The organism is Lysobacter korlensis (assembly GCF_042434515.1).
The window spans coordinates 163,201-180,243 of sequence record NZ_JBHLTG010000007.1 but is presented as its reverse complement, the minus strand read 5'-3'; the positions used below and the strand labels follow the sequence as shown (position 1 = coordinate 180,243).

General features: G+C 67.6%; 21 protein-coding genes. 9 read left to right on the top strand and 12 right to left on the bottom strand.

The features are described from left to right. Positions 1-24: 24 nt before the first annotated feature. From ACFFGH_RS25710 to ACFFGH_RS25700, 3 genes are read left to right on the top strand one after another with little or no spacing between them, the layout of a single operon-like run. Positions 25-516, top strand: a complete 492-nt coding sequence (locus ACFFGH_RS25710; RefSeq protein WP_386673678.1) for a pyridoxamine 5'-phosphate oxidase family protein — start codon at positions 25-27, stop codon at positions 514-516. A gap of 23 nt (positions 517-539) precedes the next feature. Continuing rightward, on the top strand, positions 540-1,112 hold the full coding sequence (locus ACFFGH_RS25705) for a dihydrofolate reductase family protein (protein ID WP_386673676.1): 573 nt from the start codon (positions 540-542) through the stop codon (positions 1,110-1,112). Between the two features lie 46 nt (positions 1,113-1,158). Then, positions 1,159-1,827, top strand: coding sequence for an alpha/beta fold hydrolase (locus ACFFGH_RS25700; protein ID WP_386673674.1), 669 nt, complete (start codon positions 1,159-1,161; stop codon positions 1,825-1,827). Between the two features lie 84 nt (positions 1,828-1,911). Here ACFFGH_RS25700 and ACFFGH_RS25695 read toward each other — a convergent pair whose 3' ends face one another. The 3 genes from ACFFGH_RS25695 to ACFFGH_RS25685 all read right to left on the bottom strand — a co-directional run bounded on the left by ACFFGH_RS25695 (position 1,912) and on the right by ACFFGH_RS25685 (position 5,740). Beyond that, complete coding sequence (locus ACFFGH_RS25695; RefSeq protein WP_386673672.1) at positions 1,912-3,294, bottom strand: MFS transporter; 1,383 nt, start codon at positions 3,292-3,294, stop codon at positions 1,912-1,914. Between the two features lie 256 nt (positions 3,295-3,550). Next, the gene (locus ACFFGH_RS25690) at positions 3,551-5,017 is read right to left on the bottom strand and encodes a glycosyltransferase (RefSeq protein WP_386673670.1); all 1,467 of its coding nucleotides are present in this window, start codon (positions 5,015-5,017) and stop codon (positions 3,551-3,553) included. Positions 5,018-5,161: 144 nt separating this feature from the next. Next, positions 5,162-5,740: a TetR/AcrR family transcriptional regulator gene (locus tag ACFFGH_RS25685; RefSeq protein ID WP_386673668.1), complete on the bottom strand. Its 579-nt coding sequence runs from the start codon at positions 5,738-5,740 to the stop codon at positions 5,162-5,164. Positions 5,741-5,940: 200 nt separating this feature from the next. Here ACFFGH_RS25685 and ACFFGH_RS25680 point away from each other — a divergent pair, with 200 nt between their 5' ends. Together ACFFGH_RS25680 and ACFFGH_RS25675 are read left to right on the top strand one after the other, a co-directional pair. Then, on the top strand, positions 5,941-6,411 hold the full coding sequence (locus tag ACFFGH_RS25680) for a hypothetical protein (protein WP_386673666.1): 471 nt from the start codon (positions 5,941-5,943) through the stop codon (positions 6,409-6,411). Positions 6,412-6,472: 61 nt separating this feature from the next. After that, positions 6,473-7,129: a response regulator gene (locus ACFFGH_RS25675; protein ID WP_386673664.1), complete on the top strand. Its 657-nt coding sequence runs from the start codon at positions 6,473-6,475 to the stop codon at positions 7,127-7,129. A gap of 86 nt (positions 7,130-7,215) precedes the next feature. Here ACFFGH_RS25675 and ACFFGH_RS25670 read toward each other — a convergent pair whose 3' ends face one another. Then, complete coding sequence (locus ACFFGH_RS25670) at positions 7,216-8,667, bottom strand: MFS transporter (RefSeq protein WP_386673662.1); 1,452 nt, start codon at positions 8,665-8,667, stop codon at positions 7,216-7,218. Between ACFFGH_RS25670 and ACFFGH_RS25665 the strand changes: the two genes are divergently transcribed. Both ACFFGH_RS25665 and ACFFGH_RS25660 read left to right on the top strand, forming a co-directional pair. Further along, positions 8,633-9,442: a TetR/AcrR family transcriptional regulator gene (locus tag ACFFGH_RS25665; RefSeq protein WP_386673660.1), complete on the top strand. Its 810-nt coding sequence runs from the start codon at positions 8,633-8,635 to the stop codon at positions 9,440-9,442. The genes ACFFGH_RS25670 and ACFFGH_RS25665 overlap by 35 nt on opposite strands. A gap of 66 nt (positions 9,443-9,508) precedes the next feature. Beyond that, positions 9,509-9,952, top strand: coding sequence for a DUF6463 family protein (locus ACFFGH_RS25660; RefSeq protein WP_386673658.1), 444 nt, complete (start codon positions 9,509-9,511; stop codon positions 9,950-9,952). Between the two features lie 272 nt (positions 9,953-10,224). On the opposite strand, the gene ACFFGH_RS25655 is transcribed toward ACFFGH_RS25660, so the two are convergent. Further along, positions 10,225-10,881, bottom strand: coding sequence for a pyridoxine/pyridoxamine 5'-phosphate oxidase (locus ACFFGH_RS25655; RefSeq protein ID WP_386673656.1), 657 nt, complete (start codon positions 10,879-10,881; stop codon positions 10,225-10,227). A gap of 13 nt (positions 10,882-10,894) precedes the next feature. Then, positions 10,895-11,596: a class I SAM-dependent methyltransferase gene (locus ACFFGH_RS25650; RefSeq protein ID WP_386673654.1), complete on the bottom strand. Its 702-nt coding sequence runs from the start codon at positions 11,594-11,596 to the stop codon at positions 10,895-10,897. A 193-nt stretch (positions 11,597-11,789) separates the two neighbouring features. Between ACFFGH_RS25650 and ACFFGH_RS25645 the strand changes: the two genes are divergently transcribed. Then, positions 11,790-12,503, top strand: coding sequence for a DUF2867 domain-containing protein (locus ACFFGH_RS25645; RefSeq protein WP_386673652.1), 714 nt, complete (start codon positions 11,790-11,792; stop codon positions 12,501-12,503). A gap of 54 nt (positions 12,504-12,557) precedes the next feature. Then, positions 12,558-13,178, top strand: coding sequence for a LysE family translocator (locus ACFFGH_RS25640; protein WP_386673650.1), 621 nt, complete (start codon positions 12,558-12,560; stop codon positions 13,176-13,178). A 79-nt stretch (positions 13,179-13,257) separates the two neighbouring features. Here the strand turns inward: ACFFGH_RS25640 and ACFFGH_RS25635 are convergent, their stop codons facing one another. The 6 genes from ACFFGH_RS25635 to ACFFGH_RS25610 form a co-directional block, all read right to left on the bottom strand. Continuing rightward, complete coding sequence (locus ACFFGH_RS25635) at positions 13,258-13,647, bottom strand: hypothetical protein (protein ID WP_386673648.1); 390 nt, start codon at positions 13,645-13,647, stop codon at positions 13,258-13,260. Between the two features lie 255 nt (positions 13,648-13,902). Further along, positions 13,903-14,559: a dihydrofolate reductase family protein gene (locus ACFFGH_RS25630; RefSeq protein WP_386673646.1), complete on the bottom strand. Its 657-nt coding sequence runs from the start codon at positions 14,557-14,559 to the stop codon at positions 13,903-13,905. Between the two features lie 106 nt (positions 14,560-14,665). After that, on the bottom strand, positions 14,666-15,175 hold the full coding sequence (locus tag ACFFGH_RS25625) for a hypothetical protein (protein ID WP_386673644.1): 510 nt from the start codon (positions 15,173-15,175) through the stop codon (positions 14,666-14,668). 412 nt (positions 15,176-15,587) lie between these two features. Further along, entirely contained in the window at positions 15,588-15,878 is a 291-nt protein-coding gene (locus ACFFGH_RS25620) for a DUF1330 domain-containing protein (RefSeq protein WP_386673642.1), read from the bottom strand. Between the two features lie 63 nt (positions 15,879-15,941). Continuing rightward, positions 15,942-16,274, bottom strand: coding sequence for a hypothetical protein (locus ACFFGH_RS25615; protein WP_386673640.1), 333 nt, complete (start codon positions 16,272-16,274; stop codon positions 15,942-15,944). Beyond that, positions 16,271-16,999, bottom strand: a complete 729-nt coding sequence (locus tag ACFFGH_RS25610; RefSeq protein ID WP_386673639.1) for an alpha/beta fold hydrolase — start codon at positions 16,997-16,999, stop codon at positions 16,271-16,273. The genes ACFFGH_RS25615 and ACFFGH_RS25610 overlap by 4 nt, the downstream gene beginning before the upstream one ends. Positions 17,000-17,043 lie beyond the last annotated feature (44 nt).

Here is a 17,043-nt window from a genome sequence, read left to right as displayed (position 1 = left end):
AACAATCCGGAGACAATGAAGCACATGACCACGGCCGCCGACGAACTCGACCACCCCGAAGCTCAGCGGATGCTGAGGGAGGCCCCGCTGCTGAGGCTCGGGTACAACGGTGCCGACGGCACACCCCGCGTCATCCCGATCGGGTATCTCTGGAACGGGAGAGCGCTCGTGATCTGCACCGCCACGACCTCACCGAAGGCGCGGGCCCTCGCCCAGCGGCCACAGGTCGCGGTCTCGATCGATGAGGGTTCCACGCCGATGGACTCCAAAGCCGTCCTGATCCGCGGCACAGCGCTGCTCGAAACCGTCGACGGTGTGCCCGAGGAGTACATCGACGGTGCCCGGAAGGTGATGGCTCCGGAACAGGTGCCCGCATTCGAAGCGGCGTGCGCACAGCTCTACGAGCAGATGGTGCGCATCACGATCACCCCGGCATGGGCGAAGTTCTTCGATTTCGGCGCCGGCAGACTGCCCGGGTTCCTGGAGCAGATGGCACACGAGGCTCAGCAGCGCTGATGCCTCGGGAGATGGAGAACACCATGCGGAAACTCATCGTTCAGCAGTGGGTCACGGTCGATAACATCGCCGCGGAGGAGGACGGCGGCCTGAGTTTCGTGTCCGGGGAGCCTTTCTCGGAGACCGACACCAGCGCGTTCAAGGCGAGCCTGATGGGGTTCATCGACACGGTCGACACGATGATCCTCGGCGCGAACACCTATGCCCAGTCGAAGGACTACTGGCCGCACGCCGAGGAGCAGGGGGAGTACGGCCAGAAGCTGAACACCCTCGCCAAGTTCGTCGCCTCGTCGAAGCTGGAGAACGCCCCGTGGGGGAGCTTTCCCGCCGCGACCGTGACGCGCGACCCGGCCGCCACCGTCCGGGAGCTCAAGGCGCAGAGCGGCAAGGACGTGTGGCTGTGGGGGAGTCTGACGCTCATGCACTCACTGCTGGACGCCGGCGTCGTCGACGAGGTGCGGATGCTGGTGTGCCCGACGACGCGCGGCGGCGGGACGCGAATCTTCGAGGATCGGCGTGACCTGGAGCTGCTCGAAGCCACGGGATTCGAGAGCGGCGTGGTGCTCCTGCGCTACCAAATCAAGAACCGGCGATGAATCCGCCCCACGACGGTGCCCTGCACAACGAGACGACGAGGCGGATATGGCGACCTTCGCACTGATCCACGGGGGCGGATCGACCGCGTGGGACTGGCACCTCGTCGTTCCGCCGCTCGAGCGAGCCGGTCCCCACGTGGTCGCGGTCGACCTGCCGATCGAGGACGCCGGGAATGGGCTCGATGACTACGTCCGCGTGGTGACGGCGGCGATCGGTGACCGGCAGGACGTGATCGTTGTCGGTCACTCGCTCGGCGGGTTCACCGCACCGCTCGTCTGCGATGCGGTGCGGGCGGTCGGCCTGGTCTACCTCGCGGGGATGATCCCGCTGCCCGATGAGTCGTTCGTGGACTGGTGGTCGGCGACGGGCCATGACCTGGAGTCGATCGACCAGGATCCTGCGGTGTCGTTCTTCGAGGGTGTGCCGGAGTCGCTGGTGAAGGAGGCCAACGCGCGCGAGCGCGATCAGCGGGGCGAGTGGATGTCGAGGGTCTGGCCCGGCGATCGCCACCCGACGGTTGCCACGAGAGCGATTCTCGCAACGGACGACCGGTTCTTCCCGGCGCCGTTCATGCGGCGGCAGATCCGTGACCGGCTCGGCATCGAGCCGGTCGAGATCGCGGGCGGACACTACGTGCAGCTGACGGCTCCGGATGCCGTGGCATCGGTGCTGCTCGACTTCGCCGCCGACATCGCTGCCGGACGCGACGCCTGAGCTTCAGGGCGAGGTCACAGCCCCGGACCGGGCCACTCGTGCCGCTGTGTCTGCATGGCGAACGCGCTCGTTGGCGCGCTCCGGTCACTGCATGGGCCGGGAAACGGAACCGACCGGTTCTGCCCGGAGCGCTCCGCTGCGTGGACGCAATCCGAGCCAGATCAGGAGGACGCTCGCGAGGGTCACCGCGACGTTGACCCCCAGGGCGAGGCGGATGCCGGACATCTGCTCGATCTGGGTCGCCGCCACCGCCCCGAGGATCGGGATGCCGACCGTGATCGCCACCTGTTGAGTCATGGAGGCGAGTCCGGTGGCGAGCCCCTGTTCACCGTCCGGCAGGCCGGAGGTCGCGGTCACCGTGTAGGCCACGATGGCCGTCACGTGTCCGAAGAACCCGACGAACAAGGCGGGGATCAGTACGGCGAGTGCCGTCCGGTCAGCGCTGAGGAAGACGAGCGGCAAGGTCGCGATGGCCTGGACGAGCAGGCCGCCCACCAGGACCTTGCGACTTCCGTATCTGCCGATGAGGCGGCCGGCGAGCACCCCGGCCGCCGTTGCTGCCAACCCGGGTATGCCGAAGATCAGACCTGTCGCGAGCGGCGAGAGGGCCAGCACCTCCTGCAGATACAGGGTCATCAAGAAAATCATCGCGGTCTCCATGGTGAACACCACGAATCCGGCGTAGTTGCCCCACTTCACCGTCGGTCGCCTGAGGATCCACACCGGTGCCAGCGGGGCGGGGGACCGCAGTTCGATGAGCCAGAACCCGGCGAGGAGGACCATACCGACGGCTCCAACCGGAAGGCTCCGCTCGATGATCGCGTAGACCAGGGCCAGGAGTCCGCCGGTCACTGTGATGGCCCCCGGCAGGTCCAGCTTCACGCGGGCCGGCATGGTGCTCTCCTTGATGAAGAACGGGGTCAGAAGAAGGATCGCCCCTGCGACCGGCACGTTGATGAAGAAGGAGGCGCGCCAGCTCAGCACGCTGACCAGCGCGCCGCCGACGAGCGCCCCAACCGTGAAGCCTGCGGAGAGCAGCGCCCCGTTGAGTCCGAGGACGCGCGCGCGGAGTGGGCCCTCCGCGAATGATGTGGTGATCAACGACATCGCAGCGGGAATGGTCATCGCGGTTGCGAATCCCTGCAGCGCCCTTGCGGTGAGGAGCACCTCCGGAGTGGAGGCGGAACCGCCGAGGATCGATGCGCCGATCAGGACGATCATCCCCATCATGAAGAGGAGTCGGCGGCCGAAGATGTCCGCCAGCCGGCCGAACAGCAGCGTGAACCCGGCCGCCGGCAGCGCGTAGGCGGATGCGATCCACGGCAGCTGGCCGATTGACAATCCGACGCCGGCCCCAACCTCAGGAAGCGCGACATTCAGGATTGAGAAGTCGACGGACAACAGGAATCCCGCGCCGAGCAGGATGGCCAGAATGAGTCGCTGTCGACTGCTGATTGCGGCGGGCATGGTGCGACCGGGCATAGGAATGTTCTTTCCGTCGGAGTGAAAAGGGCATGACGACGTGACCAGGACCGATGACGGCGGAGAGGTGCACCCCGACTTGCATCGGGGGCCTAAGCGCCGCGGCTGGTACACGGTCCGGAGCTCGTCCAGCTAGTGCAACCAAAGAATTGCACAAAGCGGGAGACGAATGCAACCGGAGGGTTGCGCAACGACGCCGTCAACGGCATCGACCAGGTTCAGGGCTTCGCCCGCCGGGCCGTCACTCCTGCGGAGGGATGGTGGCCCGGTTGCGCTCCAGTGCGGCTGTGAGCTCCCTCGACCACAGCGGGACGACCGCTTCGTCCGAGAAGTGCTCAGCCGCGCGCCGGGCGGCGGTTCGCATCCGTTCGACCCGGTCCGCCGGCATGCGCTGCAAACGTGCGATCGTGCGGGCGAGCCCGTTCAGGTCGCCGCTTCGAACCAGGAATCCCGTCCGGCCGTGCGTGATGATCTCCGACGGTCCGTACCGGATGTCGTAGGCGATCGGGATGCAGCCAGCCGCCATCGCTTCGACCAGCACCAGCCCGAAGCCCTCCGAAGTGGAGGTGAGCAGCAGAAACGATGCCTCCGTCAGCCGCTCGCGGGCGTCCGGACGGTAGCCCCGGAGGCGAACGGCGTCGGAGACCCCGGTCTCCTGGATGATGCGGCCGAGCCGCTCGCGCTGCGGTCCGTCGCCGTAGATGTCCAGACGGACGTCGGCGCCGGACCACTTCCGCGCCAGGCCGAGCGCGCGGATGGCGTGATCGGCGCGCTTGAGCGGTGCCAGCGTGGCGAGCATCATGCCGCGCTCCGGGGCTCGGGCCTGGAACCCCGCGGGCAGATCGGGCAAGGTCCGGCTGTTCGGCAGCACGGACAGGTGCCGTTTCGGGCCCCACCGCAGCCACACGTCACGCTTGTGCCGCCTTGTGAGGAGCGCCACGGCATCGAATGCGTCGAGGTTGCGCATCACCTGCTCCCGTGACTCACGGAGCTTGCCCCACGGGCCAGCCATGCCGTAGAGGTGCGACCCGTGCACGATGTGCATGGTGGCGCGGCCAGGCCGGCGGTAGGTGAGGAGGAACTTGGCCATCGGCTTGCTGTCCACGAGAAGGAAGGCGTCGGCGCCCTCCGTGAGCCGGTCCAGCCACCACGCGTACAGCGACCAGCTCGTTCCCCATGACCGTACCGGTTCACCCGCACGATCGCACAGCACGAGCGACCGGCCGCCGAGAACCCCCCGCTCGCAGGCGTCGCGCCGGTCGCTGAGCAGAAGGCTTCCGTCGGCCCGGTAGTGATCGATCTGCAGCACCGTCTGGAGGTCCGCGGCGAACCGCGTCCGGATCACCTCGACCCGGCCTCGGTGCTCGGAGCGATGCTCCGGATCCGGTGCGAGCGGTGTGAAGACACGCTCAGGAGACCCGAGCGGGGCGTTCCGCCGCGGTACATCGTGCTTACGGAGCCAGTCCCAGAGGTTGATCACCCGCATCCCGTCGATGAGCTCGCCCCGTTCCCGCAGGCGCCGTTCGAGCGCGGGATAGTCCGGGCGGGGGTCGAAGGTCAGCAGCGCGACAGGCGTCCCGCCGATCCGGACGAAGGCTCGCGACCGGTGGAGCATCGAGCTCGTCTGCCCGCCGTAGGTCTCGGGGATGGTCCAGGTCAGCGCGAAGTGGCGCCCCTCCGGAAGCCTCGTCGCATCGCCCCTGCTCACGGTCGCCCGCCATCCCACGTGCGGGAAGCCGGGAGCGGTCGCGGAGCGTGAGCTGGTGGCATGCGGCGAGCGTTTCACCGTCCATGCCCGTGCCGCCCGTGCCGGAAGTCATCACTTCGGCGAGCCGATCGGCACGAAGGAGCTCTACTCGAGTCTCGGGGCCTCGGTGATCAGCCGTTCGATCATCAGCTGGAGCGCCGACTCGTCGGCGAACTCCGATCCGGACACCCGCTCGACGAACAGGCCGACGACCGCGAGATTCATCGCTTTGCTGAGCCGCAGTGCGGTCTCCGCGTCATAGCCGAGTTCGCGGATTTGAGCCGCAAGGAACTCGACGCGTCGCCGCTCCACGTGAAGGAACCGCTCGCCCACCTGGGCGTCCCGGGCTGCCCAGGATCGGATCGCCATCTCGGTCCGGGCGACGTCGACGCCCCGTGAGGTGGCTTCGAGGGACTCCTCGGTGAGCAGTCGCAGCCGTGCAACGGGATCCTCGATCGCCAGCGCGTGAACGATCAGATCGTCCGTGCCCTCCTTCTCCCACAGGGCCAGGACCGCCTCGAGCAGGGCCGGACGGCCGGTGAAGTGCCAGTAGAACGACCCCTTCGACACACCGAGCCGCCGTGCGAGCCCCTCCACAGAGACGGCCTCCACACCGCCTTCTGCCAGGGCCTGCATGGCGGCGTCCACCCAGTCGGTGGGCTTGAGTTTGGTATGTGGCGTCACGGGACCTCCGATCAACTCCATCGCCCGGCAACCGTTTCCGTAGATGACTCGCGAACTGCACCTACCATACGCGTAGGTATGGCGAGACGGCCTCCGCCGGAGGCGTCGTTGAGACCGGTCTTCAGCGCTCACCGATGTCGGAAAGTCGCCATACTGCACCGTATGGAAAAGGCCGGATCTCTGTTACCATACGTATGCGTATGGAAGGGCGGCTGGCAATGAAAACGACCGTTGAGAACCGAGTTCAGGAGACGTCGACTCGTTGGCGGGCGCCTCGCTACTGGCTTTTGGGCGCGGCCGCAGTGAGCTGCTGGGCCCTGTCATACCACCTGGCGGCGGGCCCTGGTGAAGTGCTGGCGCCGCTCTACGCGGCGGACCTGCCGGTGGAGGCGGTGAGCACCGTCGACCTGTTCTTCTATCAGCTGGCGGCCCTGGTGGCGGGTGGTGCGGTCGGAATGGTGGTGGCGGCGTTCCGGACCGAGTGGCGGAAGCCGTTGGCTTGGTTCATCGGAACGCATTACCTCGCGATTTCCGCCGTGAGCCTGGGATTCAGTTTCGCGTGGTTCGGCGACCCATTCGGACTGATCCAATGGGCGGTCTTCTCGCCGCTCGCGCTCATCACCATCCTGGCGGCTCGCTCGACGAAATCCCCCGCGACAGCACGGGACTGACCCGCCGCCCCTGACGGATCCGGGAGATCGTGAGCACCCGCGTGTCAAGAGGATGACGATTGTGACCGGAAAGCCAGTCCGCGTGGTTCTGGTCGACGACCAGACACTGGTGCGCCAGGGGCTTCGGAGCCTGCTGTCACTGACGCCCGAGGTTGAGGTGGTCGGAGAGGCCGCTGACGGGCGCCAGGCGCTCTCCCTTCTGGAACAGCATCAGGTCGATGTGCTGCTGCTCGACCTGCGGCCCGGTCGCGATGGGTTCTCCATCATGCAGGCTCTGCGAGACCGCGGGACCGAGCTGCCCGTACTGGTGCTCACCGCCTTCGACGACGAGCGGATCTTCGTGCAAGCGCTGCAAGCCGGTGCGCGCGGGTACATGCTCAAGGACGTGACGCTCGATCAGCTGGTGAGCGGGGTGCGGTGCCTGGCCATGGGCGGGACCATCCTGCAGCCGGCGGTCACCGAGCGGCTGCTGAGGGCGGCGGTCGAGCGCCCGGAGATAGTCGAGGGTTTCGAGCGGCCCGACCCGCTGAGCCGGCGTGAGCTCGATGTTCTGCGTCTCGCGGCCGCGGGGTCGTCTAACCGGGAGATCGCTCAAGGGCTTCACCTGGCCGAGGGCACGGTGAAGAACCACATGTCCAGCGTGATGCTGAAGCTCGGCGTACGCAGCCGCACGCGTGCCGTGCTTCGGGCGCTCGAGCGGGGGATGCTGTCCGCGTGATCGTGCTCGGCGTCGCCCCGCTCATCGAGATCGGGGCGGCAGCGGGCCGGAATCATGTTCCTCCGACCGGCTGTCGCGCCGGCGGATCACCGCTCGGGCGCGTCGTCTCCGGCCGCCATCGGGGCAGGCGCCGCAGCAGGGTGGCCATCCGCACGGCGCCCTATGCTTGGCAGGCCCAGCGCCGCAAGACCAGCGACACAGAACGCTCCGATGGTGAGGCAGTTGCCAGCGGTGATCGCCGCCTCATATGAATCGATCGAGCCGGGTGTCGCGATCGAGAAGAAGACGATTCCCGCTGTCGCGATTCCCAACGCGGATCCGACTTGCTGGAACATTGAGAACGCGCCGGACGCGGCCCCCGCGTCGTCCTCGGCCACCTCCTCCAAGGCGAGACTCATCAGGGGCACGGCCAGCACGATCATCCCGATTCCGGTGACCACCAGGGGAATTGCGAGCGACCAAAGTCCAAGAGCAGATCCGGCTGTTCCCATCACCCACCCATACCAAGCGAAGCCCGCCGCCTGCAGCAGGGCACCGGTGAGAACACCGATGCGACGCAGCCGTTCGGCCAGCGGTGCAACCCCGGTGGCGAGGAAGGTGCCGAGTGTCAGGGGTGCCATCGCGAGGCCTGCTTCGAGTGCAGTGAAGCCGACCGCATCCTGCACGTAGAGCCCGAACATGAGCACGAAGGTTCCCCACCCGAAGTGGTAGGCGGCCTGCACCAGGGACGCGACCCGGAACCCGCGCAGCCGGAAAAGCCGTGGCGGAAGGGTCGGCGAGCCCCCGATACGGGAAAGGCGTAGCTGGGTTCGCACGAAGAAGATGCCAGCCAGAATGCCGCCGCCGAGCAACAGCCAGACCCACGCCGGCCATCCCGCTCCCGCCGCGACGGTCAATGGAAACACGATCAAGAACACGCTGGCGGCCGCCAGGACGGTGCCCCGGATGTCGAGACGGATTGCAGAGCCGGCGCGTGTGTCAGGCACAAGCCAGACCGCCAGCAGGAACACCAGCACGCCGACGGGCAGGTTGATCGCGAAGATGGCCCGCCATCCGAGCGAGGCGATGTCCGCGGTGACCAGCCAGCCGCCGAGCAGCTGACCTGCCAGCACGCCCACGCCCCCGAGTGCAGTCATGACCCCGAAGATCCTGCCGCGCTCTCCTGGCAGGTACAGGGCTTGCGCCGTCGAGAGTACTTGCGGCACCATCAGCGCGGCCGCGGCACCCTGGAGCACGCGCGCCAGCACGAGGACCGGCCCGGAGAACGCGACTGCTGCACAGCCGGAGGCGCACGTGAACGCAGCGATCCCGATCAGGAAGATCCGCTTCCGGCCGCAGATGTCTCCGAGCCGGCCTCCGCTGACCAAACCGACGGCGAACGCGAGTATGTAGCCGGTCAGCGTCCATTCGAGCTCGGTCGGGGTGGCGCCGAGGTCGCGGCCTATCGAGGGCAGGGCAAGGTTGGTGATCATGGCGTCCATGTGATCCATGAAGAGTGCGGCGATGAGCACCACCATTGCCACCGATCGTCTGTTCATCGTTATCTCCTTATGCGTAAGCCTTACGCATAGTAGCGTAATCATTACGCATACGAATTCGGGAGGTGCAGTGGGCACAGACGGCATGGAGATTCCCCACGTTGTTCGCCTGGCGTGGGGACGAACCGATGGGCGCCAAGCCGGCCGGCAGCCCTCGCTCACCCTGCGGCAGATCCTCGATGCCGCAATCCACCTGGCAGACACCGGCGGCCTCGAGGAATGCTCCATGCCGAAGCTGGCCAGCGACCTCGGGGTGGGAACGATGTCGCTGTACCGATACGTGAGGAACAAGAGCGATCTCATCGTCCTGATGAGAGACACGGCAATCGGACCGTTACCTCCGAGCTCACCTGAACGGGACGACTGGGACGCGGCGCTTCGCTTCTACGCGACCGGAATGGCCTCACGGCTGCTCCTGCACCCATGGGTGCTGGACATACCCGTCTCCGGATTCCCGCAGACGCCCAACGTGCTCTCATGGCTTGAGCTGGGGCTGTCCGCACTTTCGGCGGCCGGCGTCGGGCCGCAACAGCAGCTCGGATTCATGCTCCTCCTCGACGGACACGTCAATTCGACCGCCCGGCTGATTCGCGGCGCCGCGCCTGCGTCCCAGTCGGCGTCTGCGCCACCGAGGGCGTTCATCGATCCGGAGGTCTATCCCGTGCTCACCGATCTCATCGACTCGGGCGCACTCGAGCACGACGATTTCGAGGACTTCGGAATGTCCTTCGGCACGGAGGTGATCATCGGATCGGTTCGCGCGGCGATTCGCTGAGCCCCCGCCGGAGCTCATGACTTCCGGCACGGGCGCCGTCGGTGCGGGTGGTGAAACGCTTGGCGCATGGCCGAACCGACAAGCCGAGTCTCGCCACTTCGCAGCGCGGGAGTGTGGTCCGTGGCGCTGGGTTTGGTGCACATCGCCGCTGTCGGTGCCGTGTACCCCGGCTCCGTGCGCAGTATCCGGGAGGCTGGAGTGATCGGCTCCCTCGACGCGGAACCCGCTCTGGCGGAACGACGAGGCGTCGGCTTCTGGTACGTCACCACTGGTCTGTTCCTCATCGGGCAGGGTGCGATGGTCCGGGAGCACGAGAACGCCCACGGCCGCCCGCCCGCGACCGCAACGCCCCTGCTGCTGCTCATCGGGGCGTGGGGTGCAGCTTTGACCCCGGTGTCCGGGTTCTGGCTGTTCCTGCCCATCGCGTTGCTGGCGCGGCGCGGGCGCCGGTCGCACCGACCCTCCGAGAACGCACCTGGCCGGGAGCGCAATGCAGTTGCCGGAGGATAGCTTCCTCGAGCTGCACCGGTTGCACGAGCGGCAGCTCAACAAGGAGCTCGAGTGGCGCCGCCAGGCGTCGGACGACCCGGGGAGATCGGTCCAGCGGCGGCGGCGCTCCCTGCAGTGGATCACCCGCCGGCTCCGAGACTTGAAGAACCATGCTGTGAGCTTCCGGTCGCGTCGTCAGCGATCTGGCGCGCTTGAGCGGCCCCGCGTCGACCTCTGATCTGCCGCCGCATCAGATCCGGTTCGTCGCCGCCATTCGGGCACGCGTTCGCGGCTCACGGCCAGAGGTGTTCCGCCGTCCACCCTCCGGATCGCCGCGAGAAGCGCAGGCGAGCGTGCCGCCGATCCGCCGAGGCGCGCCAGAACTCGACCGTTCGCGCAGCACAGAGATAGAGGGCCCACTCCGGATCCACGGCGGCGGGATCAGCTTCCAGCACTCGCCTCACGCTTTCCGTCGCGGCGTCGTAGTCCGACGGGTCGACGAGCACCTGGCTCTGCCGTCCGATCAGCGTCGCTTCTCTTGAGGCCAGGGGTCTTGCCAGGAAGTCGCTCGCCGAAGCCCCCGGCGAAGTCGGCAGGACCGGGCCGGACACGCGCACCTGACGGCCGAGGAAGGGCCAGAAGAACGTCAAAGCGGCGAATGGAGAATCCCAGAGGTCGATGCCGGTGGGACTCGACACGTGGGTCGCGAAGTACCAGCCGTCAGCGTCCATGTCTTTGAGGAGTATCACCCGAGCGTTGGGCACATTGTGGCGGCTGGTCGCCAACACGGCGGCATGCGGTGCCGGCTGCCCCGCCTCGATCGCGTCGTCGAGCCAGCGGGCGAAGAGGGCCATCGGGTCGGACACCTGCTCCGAGTGCAGAGCGTCCGGAATCTCCTCCGGGAAGACCGGCAGGCTGCGAAGCCGTGTCCGCAGACTGTCGGCGGTCATCGGGGGCGGCTGGTCACGACGAAGCCTCGACGACGAGCTTCGCCGGCTTCCTGCCGCGGTGCAGGGCGACGATGCCACCGCTGAGGTTGCGGTACCCGACACTGGTGAACCCGGCCGCCCGGATCCAGACGCTCAGGGTCGCTTGATCCGGCCAGTGGGCGATCGACTCGCTCAGATACCGGTACGCCGGCGGGTTCGAGCTGATCCAGCTCACGGCGGGAAACGCGAATCGACGGTACACGCGGTAGCCCGACCGGACCAGGAGTCGGGGAGGGGTGGAGAACTCGCAGATCACGACCCGTCCGCTCGGCTTGAGCACCCGGTACATCTCGGACACCGCAGCGCGCGGATCGGCGATGTTGCGGAGGCTGAAGCTGATGGTGACCGCGTCGAACATGTCGTTCTCGAAGGGCAGCCGCTCGGCGTTCGCCACGTGGAAGTCGACCTCCGCATGCCGCGTTCGGCCGATCTTGATCATCGCCTCGGAGATGTCGACGGCAGTCACCACGGCGCCCGCCTTGCTGAGGGGCGCCGAGCTGGTGCCGGTGCCGGCGGCGACGTCCAGGATCCGCTCGCCGGCTTCCGGCGCGACCGCACGGCTTGTGGCGGCCCGCCAGAGCGGCGCGTTCCCCAACGAGAGGATGGTGTTGGTGCGGTCGTAGCGGCGGGCGACGCCGTCGAACATTCCGGCGATCTCGTCCACTCGCTTGTTCATGTCGGCGCGCATCGGTCCGGGTCATTCCTCTCTCGGCATCCACCTGCGTCCGCGGGATCCGGAACCGGCGCCATCCGCATGCGGTGGCCGGCGTGGTCGCCTCACGGCGACAGTAGAGATGGCCCCGCTCGGGTGCATGTGCCGATCGTCATGATTCGTCGGCCACCGTTGTGGATCGCCCCAGGCGGTGCTCATGACTTTCGGCACACGCGCGGTCGGTGCACGCCTGACACCCTTGGCGCATGCCAGCGACCGCTGCACGACCGTCCGTCGCGAACGTGCGGAGAGCCTGATGCGACTCCCAGACACCGAGCACACCACCCGCCCGTGGCGGATCCACGAGATCGCGCCTGAATTCGAGCTCGAGGACGTGTGGGCGTACCGCACACCCGGCGCGGGGCCAGACGACTTCCCCGCGATCCTCGATGCCCTGCGAACCTCCGGCGGGCTCAACGGAAATCCTCCGGTGGTCCGCTTCCTCTTCGCCGTTCGGTGGAAGCTCGGAGCGCTTCTCGGCTGGGACCGCCCGGAGCAGGGCGTCGTCGGACGAGTCCAGTCTCTGTGCGACCGGGTGCCGCACGACCTGCGCCAGAACCGCGCCGGCGAGACGGTGCCGAACACCCCGTTCACCATGGTGTACGAGCTGCCCGACGAGTGTGTCATCGAGCTCGCGAACAGGACCGTCCACGGCGTCTGCCACCTGGGCTGGGTGGGCACCGGCGGCGGCGAGTACGAATTGCGGATGGCCGTCCTGGTGAAGCCGAACGGATGGTTCGGCCGGGCATACCTGACGGCGATCAAGCCGTTCCGCTACCTGATCGTCTACCCGGCACTGCGCCGGAGGTGGGAACGCGCGTGGCGCGACCGGGCGATTGGAACCGAGTCAGCCAACAGAGACCCGGCGTGACGAACGTCGCCGCACTCGTGCGGCTGCAAGCCGCAACCGGAAGGGGCGGTCGTCGTGGTTGCTGAGTCATCCATCATCAACGTCGTCGTCGTCGCCTTGACGCTGGTGCTCACGCCGGGCCCCAACATGCTCTACCTGGTGTCGAGGACGATGACGCAGGGCCGCCGCGCCGGCTTCATCTCCCTTGCGGGCGTCGGCGCAGGGTACGTGCTGCATCTGATCGCGGCGACGGCAGGACTGGCGGCCGTCTTCGCGGCTGTGCCCGTCGGGTATACCGTGCTCAGGATCATGGGTGCGGCGTTCCTCCTCTACCTCGCCTGGCAGGCGGTCAGGCCGAGGCGAAACGGGGTCGAACCCGCCATGGCCGGGGAGCTCCGAGTGGACCGTCCGGCACGGCTCTTCGCGATGGGCATGGTGACGAACCTGCTGAATCCGAAGATCGCGATCCTCTACGTCTCGATCCTGCCCCATCGACCTCGAACACGGGCCGGTCGCACTGCAGAGCCTCATACTGGGCGGCCTGCAGACGGCGGTCGCGCTTGGCGTCTACGCCGTGATCGTGGCCCTCTCGGCTGCGTTTCGAGGGATGCTCGGAGCTCACCCACGCTGGCTCGCAGCGCAGAGGTGCGTCATGGGAGCGGTCCTCGGAGGCCTTGCCGTATGGATGCTCGCTGACCGGAGCCGGCCGCTGCCGGCATGAGACGAAGCGACCTCCGCATCACCGCGCGGTCACTCGCGCGGTCAGTTGCCGAGGTCAGCGTTCACGATCCTCCGCGCGGTGTGCCGCAGCCAGCAGCAGGCCAGCGGCGACCAGCGGGATGACCCCCTGTCCGATTCCCGGCCCGGAGAGCGCGGCATCGACGGCCGTCCAGATCAGCATCGTCCATGCGATGAACCGCGGAGGGGTGATTCCGCGCCGTGCGAGCCACAGCACCGTCACGCCCATCAGGATGAGCTGCGGACCGAAGCTGTTCACCGTGAGCCAGTAGGCACTCATGGCGGGGCTCATGTTGGCGAGTTCCTCACCCCAGAGCTTTCCGGTTACCCACGTTCCTGCATGCTGTGCCGCGCCCTCCACCGCGAAGGCGCCGACGGTGTGCGCGGCCCCGTAGAGCACCAGAAGGCTCCCGGCCCCCGTGTTCATCCGGTGGCGTCTTCCATGCGGTCGCGCTTCAAGGCGAATCGTCCCGCTGCCGAGGGGGGTGTCCGCCCCTGACCCGGCGAGGCGGTTCCGGTTCCGCCATGCGCGCTCCCACTTGTGGGTCGATGCGGGGTAGAGGATCAAGTAACGGAACGGCTTGATCCGTGCAACAGTCGCTGGCATGCGCCAAGGGTGTCAGGCGCACACCGACCGCGCGTGTGCCGAAAGTCATGACTGCGGAGGTGCCACCGATCGCCGTCACACGCTCTCGCCCCGCACGCCCTCCGCCACGTGGTAGGCCCCAACCTCGACCTCTCCCGTGCGTCGCGGGCGCAGCACCAGCGACACGACGCCGTTCGGCAGGATGATCGACTCGTCAGGTGACGCGGAGAACGTCGCAGGAACACCGCCATCCGCGAACAGTCGCTTGCCGTCGCCGACGTAGACCGGGGCGATCAGGAGCCGGTAGATGTCCACCAGGCCTGCGTCGTGCAGCGTGCGAGCCAGCTGCCAGCTTCCGTGCACCTGCAGCTCTCGACCGCGCTCCTGCTTCAATGTGCGGACGGCGTCGATCGGGTCCCCGCGAAGGACGGTCGTCGGTCCCCAGGCCGCTTCCTCGTCGGTCATCGTGGTGCTGACGACGTACTTCTGCCAATTGTTCAGCGCGGTCGCAACGAGGTCGTCGGGATTCGTGACCTCTGACCAGTACTCTCGCATCATCTCGAACGTGGTCCGGCCGAGAAGGATCGCGTCGGCCTGCCGGTACCAGCCGTCGACCACTGCGTTCGACTCGTCGCTGGTGTGGGGGACGAGCCAGCCGCCTCGATCGAACCCGTGTCGTTCGTCTTCGTCAGGCGAGCCGGGTCCTTGCATGACCATGTCGAGACTGACGAACGTGTTGACGCTGAGCAGCATTGCGATCCTCTCTCTGCCGACGGGCGCCGGCGATTGACGACGCTAGCCACCCGGGTGTCGTTCGTCTTGTACGGGAGCGCCATCCGCGACAGGGAGGAGCGATTTCCTACTCTCCGTCGTCGGGGAGGAACGAGAGGGGGTCGCCCGACTGTGTCGCGACTTCGGTTGCCGTCTTGCCGATGTATCGCTTGAGCGCATGCGCGAGATGCGGCTGATCGAAGTAGCCGAGGTCGTGCGCGACGTCCGCGGGCCGATGCCCCGCTCGGATGCGCGCCGCCGCTCGGTTCACCTGCTCGATGCGGGCTGCGGCGCCCCGCGTCAGCCCGACGCGTGCGAGGTGCCGGCGCTGCCTGCTGCGATCGGAGAACGATCCGAGATCGTCGACCCAGGACGGGTCCCAGTGCAGCAACTTGTCCGCCAGAAGGTCGCGTACCAGCAGTTCGGCATCGTCGAATGCCGGGATCTCGCGTTCCCCGACGAAACGCAGCTGCCCCGCCGGGCTCACCGGGAGGGGGGCGAAACGGTCGATCAGCGACGTCGGCGGGTGCGTGCGCAGGACCACTCCGAGCGCGAAGCGGATGCCGAGGAAGGAACTGTCGGGCGGAACCAGGGCCACCCTGGCAGCCGTCTCAGGCCCTTGAAGGCCCGCATAGGTTCTTCCTCTCGAAGACCACATCACGAGGTCCCAGCGTGACCGCGCCACCGACATCATTCGGCCGGGCGCGTCGCTCCGTGTCCGCCACACCCGTTCCACAAGTGGTGAGTCGGACCTGCGATGCCCGAAGGGAAGTGCGTCGAAGCCGCCTCCGCGCGCCACGGGTGGTGAGCCGCTCGCGGGGGTGCCCGGTGCATCCGCAGGACTCATCGGCGCGGTTCCCCGGTCCCCGATGAGCGGGTGCAGGAGTCTCCTCCTGAACTCGTGTTCACGGTCGCATGCTAGTGCGTGACCGAGCGTCAAGGTCAACCGGATCGATCGGCGCGGGGCATGATCGCGGCGGGCGAGCATGTCGGTCTGCCGACGCTGGGGCTCAGAGCACCCGCGTCACCTCAAGCATCTCGGAACGAGCGATCGCCGTGTCGCGGAGCCACGACAACGCCTGGCGGCCGGGGTCCCGCAGGTAGTTCTGCAGCGACTGGAAATCCCGGATCTCGATGATCTGGATCTCCAGCGGGGCGTCGGCCACGGTCTCGGTCCGCATTCGGCCGAGCACTCGTCCCCCGTGGCGGGGGAGCATCGCAAGCACCGCGTCCTCGTACTCGATCAGCTGCTCTTCGCGACCGGGAACCGCCCACAGCCGAACGTGGAGGGTGAGAGCCATGGCGTCCCTTCGACGTTGTTTCGAGACGAGTGATCCCTGCAGCCCAGCTCGATGATCGGTCGGTCAGGATTCCCCGCCGAGTGGAGGGTGGCCGACGTACTGGTGTGCCTCACGAGCCATCTCCGGCCACAGGTGCCAGTCACTCACCCGCACCCAGTTGCGATTCGTGTGTTCCACGACGTCGAAGGTGGTGGCGACCTCCCGCTCCTGCAACTCCGCGGCGCGGGCTTCAGGCAGCCGCACCACGAGCTCCGCTCCGTCGAGGAACGCGAACAGCCTGCCGCGTACGTGCAGGCCTCCCCGCGCGACTTCGACGTCGAGGTGCTCATCCCGCAGGAGCGTCCGGGTCAGCGCGTCGTAGGCGCTGCGTCGCAGGTCGTCGGCTTGGTCCGTCATCCCCGGTCGCCGGCCTCGAGTGCGTCGACGATCACCGACACAGCGAGGTCGGGGTGCGACATTCCGACCACGTGCGATGCGCCGGCAACTTCCTCCACCCGCTTGGCGCCCGCCCGCTCGGCCATGAAGCGATGCGCCGCCACGGGGATGTTCCGGTCCTGGTCGCCGAACAGGAAGTACGAGGGCAGATTCGTCCAGGCCTGGGTGTCGCCGGACGCCGGCTCGCCAAGTGCACGATCGGTGATGGGCCGTTGGGTCACGGCCATCACGGCGGCCTTCTCCTCGCTCAGGTCGCCGGCGAACTGCTGATGGTACTTCTCCGGAGCGATGTAGGTGTCGTTCGATCCGTCCGCGAGCGGATGGGCCACCAGAGTCTCGGCCAGGCTGCTGCCCGGGAACCTGCCCGAGAGATCGGCGGCGCTCTCGCCCGACTCCGGGGCGAATCCCGCCAGGTAGACCAGGGCGGTGACATTCGGATTGCCGACCGCTGCTTGGGAGATCACCATGCCGCCCCATGAGTGCCCCACCAGGACGAGCGGCCCGTCGAGCTTCGCGAGGACCCGCTTCGTGTAGTCCGAGTCGGCTGCCACGCTTCGCAGCGGGTTGGCGATCGCAAACGCGCGGTAGCCGCGGGCCTGCAATCCGACGATGACGTCGTCGAAACTGGAGGAGTCGGCGTACGCACCGTGCACCAGCACCGCGATCGGCTTGGCTGAACTGTTCATCGCGTGTTCCACTTCAGTTCGGACTGAGCTGGTGCACAGCGGAC